The 17,548-nt window shown below is 65.7% G+C and carries 15 protein-coding genes; 5 read left to right on the forward strand and 10 right to left on the reverse strand.

Annotated features, from left to right (window positions below; all coding sequences use genetic code 11):
* Positions 1–2: 2 nt before the first annotated feature.
* The 10 genes from ACNKU3_RS08040 to ACNKU3_RS08085 form a co-directional block, all read right to left on the reverse strand.
* The gene (locus ACNKU3_RS08040; protein ID WP_418259037.1) at positions 3–635 is read right to left on the reverse strand and encodes a protein-L-isoaspartate(D-aspartate) O-methyltransferase; all 633 of its coding nucleotides are present in this window, start codon (positions 633–635) and stop codon (positions 3–5) included.
* A 59-nt stretch (positions 636–694) separates the two neighbouring features.
* Positions 695–1,732, reverse strand: coding sequence for a tRNA pseudouridine(13) synthase TruD (truD, locus tag ACNKU3_RS08045; RefSeq protein WP_418258901.1), 1,038 nt, complete (start codon positions 1,730–1,732; stop codon positions 695–697).
* Positions 1,729–2,208, reverse strand: a complete 480-nt coding sequence (gene ispF, locus ACNKU3_RS08050) for a 2-C-methyl-D-erythritol 2,4-cyclodiphosphate synthase (protein WP_418259038.1) — start codon at positions 2,206–2,208, stop codon at positions 1,729–1,731. The genes truD and ispF overlap by 4 nt, the downstream gene beginning before the upstream one ends.
* Before the next feature lie 2 nt (positions 2,209–2,210).
* The gene (ispD, locus tag ACNKU3_RS08055) at positions 2,211–2,909 is read right to left on the reverse strand and encodes a 2-C-methyl-D-erythritol 4-phosphate cytidylyltransferase (RefSeq protein ID WP_418258902.1); all 699 of its coding nucleotides are present in this window, start codon (positions 2,907–2,909) and stop codon (positions 2,211–2,213) included.
* Entirely contained in the window at positions 2,906–3,211 is a 306-nt protein-coding gene (gene ftsB / locus ACNKU3_RS08060) for a cell division protein FtsB (RefSeq protein WP_418258903.1), read from the reverse strand. Before ftsB ends, ispD begins: the two co-directional genes overlap by 4 nt.
* A 12-nt stretch (positions 3,212–3,223) precedes the next feature.
* Positions 3,224–4,510 (reverse strand): phosphopyruvate hydratase, encoded by a 1,287-nt coding sequence (gene eno, locus ACNKU3_RS08065; protein WP_418258904.1) that lies wholly within the window; start codon positions 4,508–4,510, stop codon positions 3,224–3,226.
* 28 nt (positions 4,511–4,538) lie between these two features.
* Positions 4,539–5,390, reverse strand: coding sequence for a 3-deoxy-8-phosphooctulonate synthase (gene kdsA / locus ACNKU3_RS08070; RefSeq protein WP_418258905.1), 852 nt, complete (start codon positions 5,388–5,390; stop codon positions 4,539–4,541).
* Positions 5,391–5,431: 41 nt separating this feature from the next.
* Positions 5,432–7,063 (reverse strand): CTP synthase, encoded by a 1,632-nt coding sequence (locus ACNKU3_RS08075; protein ID WP_418258906.1) that lies wholly within the window; start codon positions 7,061–7,063, stop codon positions 5,432–5,434.
* A 118-nt stretch (positions 7,064–7,181) separates the two neighbouring features.
* Positions 7,182–8,534: a tRNA lysidine(34) synthetase TilS gene (tilS, locus tag ACNKU3_RS08080; protein ID WP_418258907.1), complete on the reverse strand. Its 1,353-nt coding sequence runs from the start codon at positions 8,532–8,534 to the stop codon at positions 7,182–7,184.
* Positions 8,535–8,553: 19 nt separating this feature from the next.
* On the reverse strand, positions 8,554–9,501 hold the full coding sequence (locus ACNKU3_RS08085) for an acetyl-CoA carboxylase carboxyltransferase subunit alpha (protein ID WP_418259039.1): 948 nt from the start codon (positions 9,499–9,501) through the stop codon (positions 8,554–8,556).
* A gap of 292 nt (positions 9,502–9,793) precedes the next feature.
* Between ACNKU3_RS08085 and ACNKU3_RS08090 the strand changes: the two genes are divergently transcribed.
* The 5 genes from ACNKU3_RS08090 to ACNKU3_RS08110 are packed head-to-tail and all read left to right on the forward strand — an operon-like array spanning position 9,794 to position 17,529.
* The gene (locus tag ACNKU3_RS08090; RefSeq protein WP_418258908.1) at positions 9,794–11,626 is read left to right on the forward strand and encodes a DUF1302 domain-containing protein; all 1,833 of its coding nucleotides are present in this window, start codon (positions 9,794–9,796) and stop codon (positions 11,624–11,626) included.
* Between the two features lie 26 nt (positions 11,627–11,652).
* Positions 11,653–13,014, forward strand: coding sequence for a DUF1329 domain-containing protein (locus ACNKU3_RS08095; RefSeq protein ID WP_418258909.1), 1,362 nt, complete (start codon positions 11,653–11,655; stop codon positions 13,012–13,014).
* Positions 13,015–13,026: 12 nt separating this feature from the next.
* A complete protein-coding gene (locus ACNKU3_RS08100; protein WP_418258910.1) occupies positions 13,027–14,160 on the forward strand; it encodes a WD40/YVTN/BNR-like repeat-containing protein in 1,134 nt (377 codons plus the stop codon).
* The gene (locus ACNKU3_RS08105) at positions 14,153–16,510 is read left to right on the forward strand and encodes an efflux RND transporter permease subunit (protein WP_418258911.1); all 2,358 of its coding nucleotides are present in this window, start codon (positions 14,153–14,155) and stop codon (positions 16,508–16,510) included. The genes ACNKU3_RS08100 and ACNKU3_RS08105 overlap by 8 nt, the downstream gene beginning before the upstream one ends.
* A gap of 17 nt (positions 16,511–16,527) precedes the next feature.
* Complete coding sequence (locus ACNKU3_RS08110) at positions 16,528–17,529, forward strand: NAD-dependent epimerase/dehydratase family protein (protein ID WP_418258912.1); 1,002 nt, start codon at positions 16,528–16,530, stop codon at positions 17,527–17,529.
* Positions 17,530–17,548: the final 19 nt, after the last annotated feature.

The following is a 17,548-nucleotide window of genomic DNA, read 5'->3' on the forward strand; positions in this document are numbered from 1 at the left end:
GGTCAGCGCACCGTGCCCGGCCGCAGGGGCACGAAGCGCACCGCTTCGACCACCCGGGTTTCAAAGCCCTCGTGGGTCCGGTCGACCACGTGCAGGTGCTGGACATCGCCCCCCACGGGGATCACCAGGCGCCCGCCGGGTGCCAGTTGCTCCAGCAACTGTTCCGGGATGTATTCGGGCGCGGCGGCGGCGAGGATACCGTCGAAGGGCCCGCGCTCGGGCCAGCCGAGGCTGCCGTCCGCGTGGTTGACGTGCACGTTGCGCAGCTTGAGCTGGCGCATCCGCTGGCGCGCCTTCTGCAGCAGCGGCTTGATCCGCTCGACGCTGTAGACCTCGGGCACCAGCTGGGCGAGGATCGCGGTCTGGTAACCGGAACCGGTGCCGATTTCCAGCACCCGCCGGGGGGTCCCGCGCTCCAGCAGCAGTTCGGTCATGCGGGCGACGATATAGGGTTGCGAGAGGGTCTGCTGGTAGCCGATCGGCAGGGCGACATCCTCGTAGGCGCGATGGGCCATCGCCTCGTCCAGGAACAGGTGGCGCGGCGTGGTACGGATAACATCCAGTACCCGATGATCACGTATGCCCTGGTCTGACAGCCGCTGGATCAGGCGCTCCCTGGTCCGCTGCGACGTCATACCAATGCCGTTGAGGTCCACCCCGCTTACTCCCCGTACCACCTGGATTGTTCCACCCCTTATTCTCTTTCGTTCCCGCTGGCGACCGTCTCGGCGAACCCGGCGATCAGCGCCGTGGCGAATCCCCCAGCGCCGAGTTCGAAGGTCAACAGCAGGCTGTCATCTTCACAAAACTGCCAGCAAAAGTCATCAGCCATCAGCCGCGACGCGCGCCAGTCCAGTTGCAGGCCCTTCTGCTCCAGGAAACCGCAAACCGCCGATTCCCCGGCCAGCTGCTCGCGGTAGCCCGCGGCGGCCTGCGCCAGGGCGTCGCGCCCCTTGCCCCACAGGGGCAGGGCCGGGTGCAGGTCCGCCTCGGCGCAGCGCCGCTCGAGTTCCGCATCGGGCTGGCCGACTGCAAACAGGCTGTGGCTGCCCGCCAGCATGCAGACATCACCGGCGCACAGCCGGTTCCAGTTGCCCGCCGCCACGCGCGTCGCCAGCAACTGGTTGAACAGCAGGGAGCGCAGGCACGACAGGTAGATGCTCTGCCGGTTGCGCGAGATCCTGCCGCCGCGCTGCATCCAGCTGCGCGCCTGGGACAGGGTCGCGCCGTCGCGGCCGAAGCGCTGGGCGCCAAAGTAATTGGGAACCCCCTGCGCGCGAATGTCGGCCAGTCGCTGTTCGATTGCGGCCCGCTCGCCCTGCAGCTGACGCAGGCGGATCGCGAAGCGGTTGGCGCGGTGCACGCCCCGGCGCAATTTGCGCCGGTGGCGGGTGGCTTCCAGCACCCGCACCTGCCCCCCTGCCTCCAGGCCGCGCCAGTCGGGTTCGGGCTTGCCGGCCAGGCCCACGCTGAACCACTGCCGGGTCACCGCGTTGCGGTCTTTCATGCCGCTGAAGCTGATATCGCGGGGATGGACGCCACTGAGCGTGGACAGCTGCTCCGCCAGCTCGGGCGTGGTGAGTTCGCGCTTTTCCAGGTAGAGAAAGGCGTGCTCCCCCTGCCCCTCCGGCTCGAAGCCGAGCTGCTCCTCCACCCGGAAATCCTCGGGAACAGTGCGCAGCACGGCGTGTGCGACCGGCGCTCCAGACGCCGTGGGCCAGTTCGGGATCATTCGCTGCCGGCACCCAGCAGGACCACCGCGTGGGCGGCGATGCCCTCCTCCCGCCCGGCGAAACCGAGGCCCTCGGTCGTGGTGGCCTTGACGTTGACCCGGTCGGCGGGCACCTGCATGTCGGCGGCGAGGTTGGCGCACATCGCGGCGATGTGCGGCGCCATTTTCGGTGCCTGCGCCACCAGGGTCATGTCCGCATTGACCACCGCGAAGCCCGCCGCGCCAACCAGTTGTATCACCTGCCGCAACAGCGCGCGGCTGTCGGCGCCGGCATAGGCGGCGTCGCTGTCGGGAAAATGGCGGCCGATATCGCCGGCGCCGATGGCCCCCAGCAGCGCGTCGCAGAGCGCATGCACCAGCACATCGCCATCGGAATGGGCGAGCAGGCCGCGGCGGTGGGGAATCCGGACTCCGCCAATGACAATCCCGTCGCCCTCGCCGAAGCGGTGCACATCGTAGCCGTGGCCGATTCGCATGTTCACGCCTGCTCCTCTTTCCAGGCCAGGTACCAGGCGGCCAGCGCCAGGTCATCCGGCGCTGTCACCTTGAAGTTTGCCGGCGAACCGGGAACCAGTTGAACGGGGTAACCGGCCAGTTCCATCGCCGAGGCTTCATCGGTCACCGGCAGGCCAGCGGCCAGCGCGGCGGCCAGCGCGGCGCGCAATTCACCGAGGCGAAACATCTGCGGGGTCTGCGCCCGCCACAGCCGGCTGCGGTCGAGGGTGGCGGCAACCCGGCCATCCTCCCCGGCCTGCTTCACCGTGTCGACAATGGGTTCGGCGAGGATGCCGCCGACGCCGGACGCCAGCACCGTGTCGAGCAGGCGCTGCAGGTCCTGCGCCGGCAGTCCCGGGCGCGCGGCGTCGTGCACCAGCACCCAGTCGTCAACACCACCCGGAACCGCGTTGAGCGCGGCGAGCACGGAATCCGCACGCTCGGCGCCACCGACGACGCGCTGCACGCCCGGCTCGCCAAACAGCGGCAGGGTATCGGCGAAATTGTCGTCGGGGTGCAAGGCGATGGTCACCGAAGCGATGCGCGCATCGCGCAGCAGGGCGCGCACGCTGTGCTCGAGCAGGGTGATGTCGTCAAAGCGCAGGTACTGCTTGGGAATATCGCTGCCCATACGCGCACCGATACCGGCGGCGGGCACTACGGCGTGGCAGATGCCGCTCATTGCTTGCCGTCACCGGCAGCGCTGTCCGCGGCGGCGTCATCCACCTGGTAGAAGACCTCGCCCTCGCGCACCAGGTTGAGCTGTTCCCGGGCGCGCTGCTCGACCGCCTCGTTGCCGCTCTTGAGGTTGAGCACCTCGCGTTCGAGGACCTCGTTGCGGGCGCGCAGTTGGTCGTTTTCCCGATTGAACTCGGTCACCTGTTTTTCCAGGCGATGTATTTCAGCGAGGCTGCCCTCGGCGATCCACAAGCGGTATTGCAATACCAGCAGGAGGAATACGAGAACCGCGAGCAGCCAGCGCATAGCGTGCCGGAATCAGCGCTTGAACTCGGCCATACCGCGATAGGGAGCGCGTCCGCCCAGTTCCGCCTCGATACGCAGCAGGCGGTTGTACTTCGCCACCCGGTCGGAACGGCACAGGGAGCCGGTCTTGATCTGGCCGGCCGCGGTGGCCACGGCGAGATCGGCGATGGTGGCATCCTCGGTCTCGCCGGAGCGGTGGGAGATGACTGCGGTGTAACCGGCCGCCTTGGCCATGGCGATGGCGTCGAGGGTTTCGCTGAGGCTGCCGATCTGGTTGAACTTGATCAGGATGGAGTTGCCCACGCCGCGTTCGATGCCCTGCTTGAGGATTTTAGTGTTGGTCACGAACAGGTCGTCGCCCACCAGTTGGACCTTGCTGCCGATCTTGTCGGTGAGCAGTTTCCAGCCGTCCCAGTCGGACTCGTCGAGGCCGTCCTCGATGGAGATGATCGGGTGGGCGTCGGCCAGCGCTGCGAGATAGTCGCAGAACTCGGCGCTGGAGAACTTCTTGCCCTCGCCGGCGAGGTCGTAGACGCCGTCCTTGTAGAACTCGGAAGCCGCGCAATCCAGCGCCAGGGTGATGTCGCTGCCCAGCTTGTAGCCGGCCTTGCCCACCGCCTCGGCGATGGCTTCCAGCGCTGCTTCGTTGGAGGGCAGGTTGGGGGCGAAGCCGCCCTCGTCGCCCACCGCGGTGTTGAGGCCGCGGGCAGAGAGCACCTTCTTCAGGTTGTGGAATATCTCCGCGCCGGCGCGCAGGGCCTCGGCGAAGGTCGGCGCCGCCACCGGCTGCACCATGAACTCCTGGATGTCGACGTTGTTGTCGGCGTGCTCGCCGCCATTGAGGATGTTCATCATCGGTACCGGCATGCTGTACCCGGTGCTGCCGTTGATTTCCGCGATGTGCTGGTACAGGGGAATGCCCTTGCCCGCTGCCGCCGCCTTGGCCGCGGCCAGGGAGGCCGCGAGGATCGCGTTGGCGCCGAACTGCGCCTTGTTCTCGGTGCCGTCGGCGTCGATCATCAGCTGGTCGAGTTCACGCTGGGCAGCGGCGTCCTGGCCCAGCAGCAGGTCGCGGATCGGGCCGTTCACGTTGGCCACCGCCTTGAGTACGCCCTTGCCCAGGTAGCGGCTGCTATCGCCATCGCGCAGTTCCAGCGCTTCCCGGGAGCCTGTGGAGGCGCCGGAGGGCGCACAGGCTGCGCCAACGTGGCCGCTCTCCAGGGTCACTTCCGCCATCACCGTGGGGTTGCCGCGGGAATCCATGACCTCGAAGGCCTGCACGTTTGCGATCTTGCTCATAGGGGTACTCCGTGTACGTGTAAATGTTCTAGTCGATTATCAGTGGCGGCAGGGATTTCACCAGGTCATCCACCGCCTTGACCTGGGCCAGGAAGGGTTCGAGTTTGTCCAGCGGCAGCGCGCTGGGACCGTCGCAGAGCGCCTTGTCGGGCTCCGGATGGGATTCCAGGAACAGGCCCGCCAGGCCGGTGGCCATGCCCGCGCGGGCCAGGTCCACCACCTGGCTGCGGCGACCGCCGGAGGCGGCGCCACCCGGGTCGCGGCACTGCAGGGCGTGGGTGACGTCGAAAATCAGCGGCGCATCGCCGCAGGTTTTCTTCATCACGCCGAAACCGAGCATGTCCACCACCAGGTTGTCGTAACCAAAATTGCTGCCGCGCTCGCAGATCAGGATGCGGTCGTTGCCGCACTCGGCGAACTTTTCCGCCACGTTGGCCATCTGCGAGGGGCTGAGGAACTGGGGCTTCTTGACGTTGATCACCGCGCCGGTGGCGGCCATCGCGGCGACCAGGTCGGTCTGCCGGGCGAGGAAGGCGGGCAACTGGATAATGTCACAGACTTCCGCCGCCGGCGCCGCCTCCTCCGGGCTGTGCACATCGGTGATCACCGGCAGGCCGAACGTCGCTTTCACCTCGGCGAGGATCGACAGGCCCTCTTCCAGGCCGGGGCCGCGGAAGGAGTGGATCGAGGAGCGGTTGGCCTTGTCGTAGGAGCCCTTGAACACCAGGGGAATGCCCAGGCGCTGGCAGACCGCGGCGTAGTGCTCCGCCACCCGCAGGGTGAATTCCCGGTTCTCCAGGACATTGACGCCGCCCAGCAGGACAAAGGGTGCGCGATTGTCGATGCGGATATCACCGACGGAGACAGTCTGGTCAGTCACGGTCTTTCCTCCACGAGCCTTCCGGGGATACTGCGCGGACCCTACTTGGCACTGGCATGATCAATGGCGGCGCGGATGTAGCTGGTGAACAGCGGGTGCCCGCCGCGCGGCCGCGAGGTGAATTCCGGGTGGAACTGGCAGGCCACGAACCAGGGGTGGTCTTTAAGCTCGACCATTTCCACCAGCGAGTGGTCGGCGGACCAGCCGACGAACTGCATGCCCTCGGCGGAAAGCCTGTCGAGGTAATTGTTGTTCACTTCATAGCGGTGGCGGTGGCGCTCGGTGATGACATCGGCGCCGTAGATTTCGCGCACCTTGCTGCCCGCCTCCAGGTGACAGGGCTGCGCGCCCAGGCGCATGGTGCCGCCGAGGTCGGAGCTTGCGTCGCGCTGCACGGTGGAGCCGTCGGCATTCTGCCACTCGGTAATGAGGCCGATGATCGGGTGCGGTGTCGCCGGGTTCATCTCGGTAGAGTGCGCGCCTTCCAGTTTGCAGACGTCCCGCGCGAACTCCACCAGCGCCAGGTGCATGCCGAGGCAGATACCCAGATAGGGAACCTTGTTCTCGCGGGCGTAACGCACCGCGGTGATCTTGCCCTCGATGCCGCGGTCGCCGAAGCCGCCCGGCACCAGGATGGCGTCCGCGCCTTCCAGCACACCGGTACCCTGGGTCTCGATGTCCTCCGCGTCGATGTAGTCCACGCGCACCCTGGTGCGGGTCTGCAGACCCGCGTGCAGCAGCGCCTCGTTGAGTGACTTGTACGCGTCGAGCAGGTCCATGTACTTGCCGACCATCGCGATCCGCACTTCGCCGGCGGAGGGGTCGAACTCGCGGTCAAGTACTTCGTCCCACTCGCTGAGGTCAGCGGCCGGGCACTGCAGGCCAAAGCGCTCGGTGACGAAATCATCGAGGCCAAAGCTGTTGAGAATACCGGGGATGCGGTAGATGGAGTCGGCATCGATCAGCGGAATGACCGCGCGCTCTTCCACGTTGGTGAACAGGGAGATTTTCTTGCGCGCGCCCTCGTCGATTTCCACCGAGCAGCGGCATAGCAGCACGTCGGGCTGCAGGCCGAGGGCGCGCAGTTCCTTCACCGAGTGCTGGGTCGGCTTGGTCTTGATCTCGCCGGCGGTGGGGATATAGGGCACCAGGGTCAGGTGCATCAGCAGGGCGCGGCTCGGGCCGACTTCCACGCGCAGCTGGCGGGCCGCCTCGAGGAAAGGCAGGCCCTCGATGTCGCCCACGGTACCGCCGATCTCGACCACCGCGACGTCGGCATCGCCGGCGCCGAGGATGATCCGGCGCTTGATCTCGTCGGTGATATGGGGAATCACCTGCACCGTGCCGCCGAGGTAGTCCCCGCGGCGCTCCTTGCGCAGCACCGCGGCGTAGACCCGGCCGGTGGTGAAGTTGTTGCTGCGCCGCATGTTGGCGTGGGTGAAGCGCTCGTAGTGGCCGAGGTCGAGGTCGGTTTCGGCACCGTCCTCGGTGACGAAGACTTCACCGTGCTGGAACGGGCTCATGGTGCCCGGGTCCACATTGATATAGGGGTCGAGTTTCAGCAGGGTGACTTTCAGCCCACGGGCTTCGAGGACCGCAGCGAGCGAAGCCGCAGCAATACCTTTGCCCAACGAGGAAACCACACCACCAGTAACGAAGACGTAACGCGTCATGAAAAGCCTTTAAATACGCATATTCGAGGATACGCAGCGCTTTCACAACGCCCAGCCGGTCGCCGTGAATGTCCTGCAAAATGATGGGACGCCAGAGTACCAGAAAGGTGTCCCGGGCTCAATCGGCAGGCTGTTGGATGGCCGGATTCCAGTACAATTCCCATCTTGCTTCCAGCGCTTCCCCGGTGGCCCCGGAGCGGGAACTGTGGCAGCTGCCCAGCCCCCCCACCGCGAGCAGTTCATCACCAAGATAGACCAGTGGCAGGCGCGACCGCCACCAGGGGGGTACCCCGGCCTCCTGGGCCAGCTGTTTCAGGCTGGCGCCCGCAGATCGCCCAAGGGGGCGGCAGCGCTCGCCGCCGCGGCGCCAGCGCAGGTCCACGGACTCGCCCGGTCGCAGGCAAAATCCGGCGGCGCAGGGGCGCAGCGCCAGTTCTCCGACCCCGCCCACGGTGACCGCCCCCGCGCCGGGAACCAGGGTCAGACCATCGGGCAGCGCCCCCTCCTCCGGCAACAGGTAAATGCTGCCGCGGTAGCGCTGCAGGCGGTAGTCGCCCGCATCCAGCAAGGGGTTCGCCTCGGCGGAGGACTCGCGCAACTGGCGCAGGAATTCCGCCAGCAGCGACTGGTCGGGGGCGGCGCAACCGAGACCGCGCAGCCATTCCCGCAGCAGTGCGGCGGCCGTCGCCGGGTCCTGGTCGAGCAGTTCGGTGAGTTCGATGCCGGGGTCGCCCAGCGCACTGGCCACCTCCAGCACCGGCGGCAGGCCCTGCAACAGGCGGCTGCGCGCCTCGGCCATGTGGGTCGCTGCCCGCGCCACCGCCTGCCGGTAGGCGGGCCAGCGCTCGCCGAACCGGGGCAGCACCTCACGGCGCAGGAAATTGCGGTCCAGCGCCGGATCAGCGTTGCTGGGGTCGTCGACCCAGGGCAACTGGTGGCGGCGCGCGTAATCCTCCAGCTGTTCGCGACTGCAGGCCAGCAGCGGCCGGACCAGGCTGCCCTTGCCCAGTGCGCGTTGCGCGGGCATGGCGGACAGGCCCTCGATCCCGGCGCCGCGCAGCAGGCGCAGGAAGAAGGTTTCCACCTGGTCATCGAGATGGTGCGCGGTAAACAGGACCTCCCCCGGGCCGAGCTGCCCGGCCAGCAGGGCGTAGCGGGCCTCCCGGGCCGCCGCTTCCAGGCCCTTCCCGCGCAGGGTCACCGTGGCTTCCAGTACCCGCAGGGGGACGCCCAGCCCCTGGCAAAAGACGCGACAGTGTTCGGCCCAGTCGGCGGCGGCGTCCTGGAGCTGGTGATTGATATGCAGGGCGCAAAGTTCCGGCATGGCTTCCCTGCCCGTTTGCCAGCGACTGAGCAGGTGCAGCAGCACCGTGGAGTCGAGCCCGCCACTGAAGGCGACGAACCAGCGCGGCGCCGCGCTGGCCGCAGCCAGCGCGCTTTCCAGGTGAACGAATTCGCGAGGGAGAGTCACGGCCGGTAGCGGCCCGGCGCTAGTTGCCGTAGGCGGTGATGCGCTGGTAGCGCTTCTCGATCAGCTCTTCGAGAGGCAGGCGGGAGAGGCGCTCGACCTGTTCCACGAGGTGATCGCGGATGCGCCGCGCCATCATGTCGACATCCCGGTGCGCCCCGCCCAGGGGTTCGGGAATGGTGGCGTCGACAATGCCCAGTTCCTCGAGCTTTTTCGAGGTGACACCCATGGCCTCCGCCGCCTCCGGCGCGTGGGCGGAATCCTTCCAGATAATGTTGGCGCAGCCCTCGGGGGAGATCACGAAGTAGGTGGAGTACTGCAGCATGGCGATATGGTCGCCGACACCGATGCCCAGCGCGCCGCCGGAACTGCCCTCGCCGATCACCACGCAGACGATCGGCGTTGCCAGCCGTGACATCACCGCCAGGTTGTGGGCAATGGATTCACTGATGCCGCGCTCCTCGGAATCGATGCCGGGATAGGCTCCGGGGGTGTCGATGAGGGTGACTACCGGCATCCGGTAGCGCTCGGCGAGCTCCATCAGGCGCAGGGCCTTGCGGTAGCCCTCGGGCTTGGGCATACCGAAATTGCGATAGACCTTGTCCTTTACCGCCCTGCCCTTTTCCTGGCCGATCACCATGACCGGCTTGCCGTCGAGGCGGGCGACACCGCCGACAATGGCCTTGTCGTCGCCGAAGCGGCGATCGCCGTGCAGTTCATCGAACTCGGTGAAAATGCGCGGGATGTAATCCAGGGTGTAGGGACGCAGGGGGTGACGCGCGACCTTGACGATATCCCAGGCGCTGAGGTTGGCGAAGATTTTCTCGGTCAGCCGCGCGCTCTTCTGGCGCAGGGTCTGGACTTCTTCGCCAATATTGAGCTCGTTGTCCGAACCGACAAGCTGCAACTCCTCGATCTTGACTTCCAGTTCCGCAATTGGCTGTTCGAAATCCAGGTAATTGGGGTTCATTGGCTCGGGGACCCTGTTGGCGATGGTGGCGTTCAGTGTAACCAATTCCACCCGGGCCACCAATGGCGACGCCGGGGAATGTGCATACTACCCCTGATAGGTAGCCTGCGGGGGATTGCACCGCAGTGTTTTAGGTGTCAACATTCGCCTTGCATGGCATGCCCGTACAGGCCGCCCGACCGGCAAGGCGGAATTCGGCTGGCATGTCGCAATTTGATCTATGCTAGACCTGTAATCATAAAAATTGTGTGACCCCGGCGGTTGCGGGGATTACGCTGGAGGAAGAAGTGCTGTGAAAAAACACGCTTTGTTACTTAAGCCCGTAGCCGCATCCGCCCTCGCCCTGATTGCCCATCCGGCGGCTGCGATCAGCTTCGATCTCGGTCCCTTCGAAGGCAACTTCACATCCACCCTTTCGGTCGGCGCGAGCTGGCGCCTGGAAGATCCTGACAAGCGGGTGATCACCCCGGGCAACACCGACGGCGACGGCCGCGCCGCATCCAGTACTGCGGACGACGGCAATCTCAACTACGACAAGGGCGACATGTATTCGCTGCTGTTCAAGGGCGTGCACGACCTCGACCTGAACGCCGGCAGCTACGGCTTCTTCACCCGCTTCAAGTACTGGTACGACTATGTGCTGGCGGAAGAAAGCGTGCCCCACGGCAGCGCCGCCAACAACTACATCGCCGACCAGGAACTGGAGACCGGCAGCTTCGAGGACCTGGCGCAGGAATCCGGTTTCGAGTTCCTCGACTACTACGCCTACCTGAACGTGGACCTCGGCGACATGCCGCTGGAACTGCGCGGCGGCAACATGGTGCTGTCCTGGGGCGAAAGCCTGTTCATCCAGAACGGCATCAACAGCATCAACCCCTTCGACGTCACCGCATTGCGCTCCCCCGGCTCGGAAATCAAGGAGGCGCTGTTGCCGGTGGGTATGGTCTACGGCAACCTCGGCCTCACCTACGACCTGAGTGTCGAGGCGTTCTACCAGTACGAGTGGCAGCGCACCGTAATCGATGAATGCGGCACCTACTGGAGCTCCACCGACCCCTACGGCGGCGGCTGCAACTACCTGACCGCGGCATCCACAAGTTCCGACCGCGAACAGTACGAGGAGGGCCTGATCATCCCCCGCGCCGGCGACGACGAGGCCTCGGACAGCGGCCAGTGGGGTATCGCCCTGCGCTATTTCGTCGACTCCCTGAATTCGACGGAGTTCGGCCTCTACTACACCCGGCTGCACAACCGCACCCCGATCTTCAGCGGCATCAACCCGACGCAGAATTTCGGCCAGCCATTCATCCTCGGCACCGATCCTTACTACTTCTTCGAATTTCCCGAGGATATCGACCTCTACGGCCTGACCTTCTCCACCAGCATCGCCGACTGGTCGATCACCGGCGAAGCCAGCTACCGGCCGAAGTACCCGCTGCAGATCAACACCGTCGACCTGCTGCAGGCCCTGGCGCTGGGCAGCTGGGGCGAATGGTCGCGGATGCTGCCGCGGGCCGAAACCGCGGGCGCCGGCGGCATTGTCCACGGTTACGACGAGGTGGATTACTCCCAGCTGCAATTCGGCTTCATCCGCTTCTTCGACCAGGTGCTGGGCTCGGAGCGGCTCACTTTCGCCGCCGAAATCGGTGGCACCTGGATCGGCGGCATGGACGAGGACATCAACTACGGCCGCTCCTCTGCCTACGGTATCGGTGATTTCGATCCCTTCGTCAGCGCGCGGTTCAACGTGCCGGTGAGCTGCAACTCCCACCCGGTGCTGGAGCGGGTCGCCGGGCTCAAGCCCAACGGTAACGCCAGTTACTGTGACGACGACGGTTTCACCGACGATTTCTCCTGGGGTTACCGGGTGCGCGCGGGCCTGGATTATCCCGGCGTCTTTGCTGGCATCAACCTGACCCCGACGCTGGCCTGGTCCCAGGATGTGCACGGCACCTCACCCTCGCCGAACTTTATCGAGGGCCGCAAGGCACTCAGCCTCGGCGTGCGTGGCGACTATCTCAATACCTATCGAGCGGAACTTTCCTGGACCACTTTCTTCGGTGGTGAATACAACGAACAGGAAGACCGCGACTTTATTTCCGCCAGTTTTTCCATCGCATTTTGATACCCCGTATTTTCAGGAGTCCCCCGATGCAGACCTCCATAAAAACCCTGATCACGGCCGGCCTGCTCGGCCTGGCGCTGACCGCGCAGGCCAAGATTACGCCGGAACAGGCCGCCCGCCTCGGCGGCGACGAGCTGACCCCGATCGGCGCCGAGCGCGCCGGCAATGCCGATGGCACCATTCCCGCGTGGACCGGCGGCCTGCCGGCAGTGCCCGCCGGCTACAAGCCCGGCGACCGCCTGGTCAATCCCTACGCCGACGAAAAGCCGCTGTTCGAAATCACTGCCCAGAATTACCAGCAGTATGAACAGGGCCTGAGCGTCGGCCAGATCGCCCTGCTCAAGCGCTATCCGGACACCTACCGCATGCCCGTGTACACCACCCATCGCAGCGCCAAATTGCCGGAGAGCGAATACGCGGCGATCAAGGAGTGGTCCACCCAGACCGACACTGTCTCCGACGGCAACGGGCTGGTGAACTACCGCGCCTCGGTGCCCTTCCCGATTCCCGCCAACGGCATCGAGGTGATCTGGAACCACGTCACCCGCTACCGCACGGCGCTCGGTTTCAAGCGCCGCTACACCCAGATCCCGGTGCAGGCCAACGGCGCCTTCTCCCCGGTGCTGTTCGAGGAATCCGCGATCTACGCCGCGCGCATGCCGGACAACCCCTACCCCAACCGGCTGTTCGTGTTCCTGCAGCGGGTGCTCGCCCCGGCGCGCCTGGAGGGCGACGTCCTGCTGGTGCACGAGAACATCGACCAGGTGAAGGAGCCGCGCTCCGCCTGGGTCTACAACGCCGGCCAGCGACGGGTGCGGCGCGCGCCCAACGTCTCCTATGACGGCCCCGGCACCGCGGCCGACGGCCTGCGCACCTCCGACGACCTCGACATGTACAACGGCGCGCCGGACCGCTACGACTGGAACCTGGTCGGCAAGCGCGAGATGTACATCCCCTATAACAGCTACAAACTGCGCGACGGCACGCTGAAGTACGCCGATATCATCCTGCCCGGCCACATGAAGCCGGACTACCTGCGCTTCGAGCTGCACCGGGTGTGGGTGGTGGAAGCGACGCTGAAACCCGGCGCGCGGCACATTTACGCCAAGCGGGTTTTCTACATCGACGAGGACACCTGGCAGATCGCCGCCGAGGATATCTACGACGGCCGCGGCGAACTCTGGCGGGTGCGCGACAACCACGAGATGATGCACTACCAGGTGTCCATCCCCTGGACCGCGGCGGAGACCTCCCACGACCTGAACTCCGGTCGCTACCTGGTCACCGGCCTCGATAACGAGGAGAGCGGCTACCAGTACGACTTCGATTTCCAGGCGGACTTCGAGGACTTCACCCCCGCGGCCCTGCGCCGCGCCGGTCGCCGCTAGGGTCAGGCTATCGTGCCATTGCGACTGCTCGCGGCGCTGCTGACCGCCCTCGCGCTGGCTCCCTTCGGGAGCGCCAGCGCCGATACCATCGACTTCGCGTTCCAGCCCGCCATCCGGCAGGCCGAACCCACCCGCCTGCCGCTGATGGATATTACCCGTGCCGGCTCGCGCATCGTGGTGGCCGGCGAGCGCGGTGTTATCGCCTACAGTGACGACGAGGGCGCGACCTGGACCCAGGCCGAGGTCCCCGTCAGCACCACGCTGACTGCCGTGGATTTTGCCGACGCACAGCAGGGCTGGGCCACCGGCCACGGCGGGGTCATCCTGCACAGCGGTGACGCCGGCGCCACCTGGTCGCTGCAGTTCGACGGCAACCAGGCCAACCAGCAGTTCCTCGCCTACACCCGGCAGCGCGTTGCTGAACTGGAGACTGCCGTCGATGAGGCCGAGGACCCCGAGCTGGCTGATGAGTTGTCCATCGCCCTCGAGGACGCCGAGTTCGCCGTCGAGGACGCCGAAGCCGCCACCGGTACCGGACCGGTGGATCCCTTCCTCGACATCCTCATGCTGGATTCCCGGCGCGGTTTTGCGGTCGGCGCCTACGGCATGCTCTACGCCACGCTGGACGGCGGCGAGCATTGGCAACTGGCAGTCCGCGGGATCGACAACCCCGACCGCTACCACTACTACTCGCTGGCCGTGGACGCGGCCGGGGCCCTGTACCTCGCCGGGGAGGCCGGACTGCTCTACCACTCCAGTGATAACGGCGCGACCTGGCAGCGCAGCGAGGACCTTTATGACGGCAGCCTGTTCGGCGCCCTGGCGCCGGACGCCAGCGCGCTGGTCTTCGGCCTGCGCGGCCACGTGTTCCGCAGTGAGGACCGCGGCGCCAGCTGGCAGTCTATCGACACCGGCGTCGAATACGGGCTGTACGGCGGCGCGCAACTCGACGACGGCCGGCTGCTGATCGTCGGCGCCGGCGGCCAGCTACTGCTCAGCGATGACGGCGGTCGCAGTTTCAGCGCCAGCAACCATCCCTCGCGGACCAGCTTTGCCGGCGGCCTCGCCGACGGGCGCGGTGGCCTGCTGCTGGTGGGCATGGACGGCCTGATCCGAATTGAAGCGGAATCCAATCCCGATGACTGACCACCTGCACCTGCCCCTGACCCCGGAAGACGGTCGCCTGCGCCCGGCCATCGCCGCGCTGCTGTTCCGCGCCCGGCGCACGCTGATGACGCTGTTCGCCATCGCCAGCGTGTTTTTCCTCTGGCAGATGAGCCAGCTGCGCCCGGATGCCAGTTTCGAGAAAATGATTCCGGTCTCCCACCCCTACATCGCCAATTACCTGGAGAGCAGGGACGACCTCAGCGGCCTCGGTAACGTCATCCGCGTGATCGTGGAAACCCGCGAGGGCGATATTTTCACCGCCGAGTACCAGGAGCTGCTGAAACAGGTCACCGACGAGGTGTTCTACCTGCCGGGCGTGGACCGCGCCGGCCTGCAGTCCCTGTGGACCCCCAACGTGCGCTGGCAGGAGGTGACAGAGGAAGGCTTTGTCGGCGGCACGGTCATCCCCGACGACTACGACGGCGGCCAGCACGCGCTGGAGGAACTGCGCGCCAATACGCTGAAATCCGGGCAGATCGGCCGCCTCGTCGCCAACGACTTCAAGTCGGCCATGGTGGTGGCGCCGCTGACCGAGGTGGACCCGGCCACCGGTGAACGCCTCGACTACCAAGCGCTGTCGCAAAACCTCGAGCAACTGCTGCGCGACAAGTACCAGAACGACAACATCCGCATCCACATCACCGGCTTCGCCAAGCTGGTGGGCGACCTGATCGACGGCGCCACCCTGGTCGCCCTGTTCTTCCTGGTCGCTTTCGTGATTACCGGGCTGACCCTGTTCGCCTACTCCCGCTGCCTGCGCCTGACCTTCGCCTCCCTGCTCTGCTCGACAGTCGCGGTGATCTGGCAGCTGGGCCTGCTGAAACTGATGGGCAAGGGCCTCGACCCCTACTCCATGCTGGTGCCCTTCCTGGTCTTCGCCATCGGCATCAGCCACTCGGTGCAGATCACCAACCTGTTCGCCCACACAACCTACAGCGGGCTGCCGCGGCGCGAAGCAGCGCGCATGACTTTTATCCGCCTGTCCAAGCCGGGCTTTATCGCCCTGCTCAGCGACGGCGTCGGCTTCCTGACCCTGGCGGTGATCAATATCCCGGTGATCCGCGATCTCGCGCTGATCGCCAGCACCGGCGTCGCTGTCCTGATCCTGACCAACCTCGTACTGCTGCCGCTGGTGCTGTCCTCCACCGGTATCTCCAAGCGCTGCCTGGAACACCGGGTGGTCAAGGACCAGAGCCATTTCGGCCACTGGCAGTGGCTGTCCAACGTGGCCACCGCAAAGCCGGCACGGATTATCCTCTCCGTCGCCCTCGTGCTGTTCGTGATCGGCTTCTATTTTGGCAAGCACCAGAAGATCGGCGACCTCGATCCCGGTGCGCCGGAACTGCGCCCGGATTCGCGCTACAACCTGGACACCGCCTACCTGGCGGACCACTACTCCACCAGCACCGACGTCTTCGTGGTGATGGCCCACACCGCGCCGCAGCAGTGCGCCAGCTACGAGTTCATCTCCGCGGTGAACTACTTCGAGGGCTACATGCGCACCGTTCCCGGGGTGCAGTCCGCCCTCTCCCTGGTGGATGTATCCAAGCTGGTGATCATGGGCATGAACGAGGGCAACCCCCTGTGGCACGACATCAGCCGCAACCAGTTCATCCTCAACAACTCGCTGTCGCGGGCGCCCAGCGAACTGCGCAACACCGACTGCTCGATGGCGCCGGTGATCCTGTTCCTCGACGACCACAAGGCGGACACCCTGCAGGGCGTGGTCGCGGCGGTCGAAAGGTTCAAGGCCGATTACCCGACCGACGCCATGGAACTGCGCCTGGCCGCCGGTAACGCCGGGGTCGAGGCCGCCACCAACATCGTGATCGAGAAAGCGGAGAACCTGATGCTGCTGTGGGTCTACGGCGTGGTCATCGCCCTGTGCCTGCTGAATTTCCGCTCAGTACGTATCACCGCCTGCATCATCCTGCCGCTGGCGCTGACCTCTGTCCTCGGGCAGGCGCTGATGGCCTGGCTAGGTATCGGGGTAAAAGTGGCCACCCTGCCCGTTATCGCCCTCGGCATCGGCATTGGTGTAGACTACGGCATCTACATCTACACCACCCTGCAGCAACGCCTGCAAGAGGGGCTGGGGCTGCAGCAAGCCTACTTTGAAGCACTCAAGTCCACGGGGACCGCGGTGGCCTATACCGGCCTCACGCTCGCCGTCGGTGTCGGCACCTGGATTTACTCACCGATTAAATTCCAGGCCGACATGGGCCTGATGCTGACCTTCATGTTCTTCTGGAACATGCTCGGCGCGCTGGTCCTGCTGCCCGCACTTGCCTGGCTGTTGAACAAGGGGATTACAAAACAACAGGCATAAGGGGTCGTGGTAACTATATGCAGGAATACAAGAACAAGCCCGTATTGGTAACCGGAGCAAGCGGATTCGTCGGCAGCCATATCGTCCGGCAGCTCGTTGAACAGGGCCGGCAGGTCCGCGTCATGGTACGCAAATCCAGCAAGCAGGACGCCTTCAAGGACCTGCCCGTCGAGGTCCACTACGGCGACATCCTCGAACCCGATACCCTGCGCGCGGCGATGGCCGGCTGCGGCAGCGTGTTCTACAGCGCGTTGGACCCGCGCTTCTGGCTGAGCGATACCAGCATCCTCTACCGCAACAACCGCGATGGCCTGATCAACGCCATGGACGTGGCGCTGGAACTGGGCATCGAGCGCTTCGTGTTTACCAGCACCATGGGCACCCTGGGCCAGAACCCCAACGGCCCGGTCACCGAGGACATTCCCTTCAACTGGCTGGACAAGGCCTCGCCCTACATCCGCGCGCGCAAGGAGGCGGAGGACCGCCTGCTGGAATACTGCCGCGACAAGGGCCTGCCCGGTGTCGCCCTGTGTATCGCCAACACCTACGGACCGCAGGACTTCGGCCCTACCCCCCACGGCCACAGCCTGTGGGAGATGGCCACCGGCAAATCCAGACAGGTCATGGACACCAAAGCGCCGGTGATCGACATTCGCGACGCAGCGCGCGCCTGCCTGCTGGCGGAGGACAAGGGCCGTTTTGGCGAGCGCTACATCATCGCCAATGAATATGTCAGCAACGAGAAACTCTACGGCCTCGCTGCCGCCGAGGGTGGACAACCGGCGCCGAAACTGATGTCGCCGAAAATCGCCATGCTGGTGGTCAGTATCGTCGAACCGTTTCTCAAGCTGTCGGGCAAGAAGGATTACCTGATGCGCAAGGACGCGGTGTACCTGGGTGGCGCCTTCGGGGCAATGGACCACAGCAAGGCGACCCGGGAACTGGGCTGGGAGCCGCGGTACTCGATTGAGGAAACCGTGCACGACGCCATCGCCTGGTACCGCGAGAACGCCGCCTGAAGCGATTCCGGGGCAGGCA

It is taken from the genome of Haliea sp. E17 (assembly GCF_048323675.1).
Taxonomy (GTDB): domain Bacteria; phylum Pseudomonadota; class Gammaproteobacteria; order Pseudomonadales; family Halieaceae; genus Mangrovimicrobium.

Bases quoted from the DNA above. Each gene is read 5' to 3' on its own strand.
- ACNKU3_RS08040 (WP_418259037.1), bottom strand. From the start codon at position 635: ATGACGTCGCAGCGGACCAGGGAGCGCCTGATCCAGCGGCTGTCAGAC.
- truD (WP_418258901.1), bottom strand. From the start codon at position 1,732: ATGATCCCGAACTGGCCCACGGCGTCTGGAGCGCCGGTCGCACACGCC.
- ispF (WP_418259038.1), bottom strand. From the start codon at position 2,208: ATGCGAATCGGCCACGGCTACGATGTGCACCGCTTCGGCGAGGGCGAC.
- ispD (WP_418258902.1), bottom strand. From the start codon at position 2,909: ATGAGCGGCATCTGCCACGCCGTAGTGCCCGCCGCCGGTATCGGTGCG.
- ftsB (WP_418258903.1), bottom strand. From the start codon at position 3,211: ATGCGCTGGCTGCTCGCGGTTCTCGTATTCCTCCTGCTGGTATTGCAA.
- eno (WP_418258904.1), bottom strand. From the start codon at position 4,510: ATGAGCAAGATCGCAAACGTGCAGGCCTTCGAGGTCATGGATTCCCGC.
- ACNKU3_RS08075 (WP_418258906.1), bottom strand. From the start codon at position 7,063: ATGACGCGTTACGTCTTCGTTACTGGTGGTGTGGTTTCCTCGTTGGGC.
- ACNKU3_RS08085 (WP_418259039.1), bottom strand. From the start codon at position 9,501: ATGAACCCCAATTACCTGGATTTCGAACAGCCAATTGCGGAACTGGAA.
- ACNKU3_RS08095 (WP_418258909.1), top strand. From the start codon at position 11,653: ATGCAGACCTCCATAAAAACCCTGATCACGGCCGGCCTGCTCGGCCTG.
- ACNKU3_RS08105 (WP_418258911.1), top strand. From the start codon at position 14,153: ATGACTGACCACCTGCACCTGCCCCTGACCCCGGAAGACGGTCGCCTG.
- ACNKU3_RS08110 (WP_418258912.1), top strand. From the start codon at position 16,528: ATGCAGGAATACAAGAACAAGCCCGTATTGGTAACCGGAGCAAGCGGA.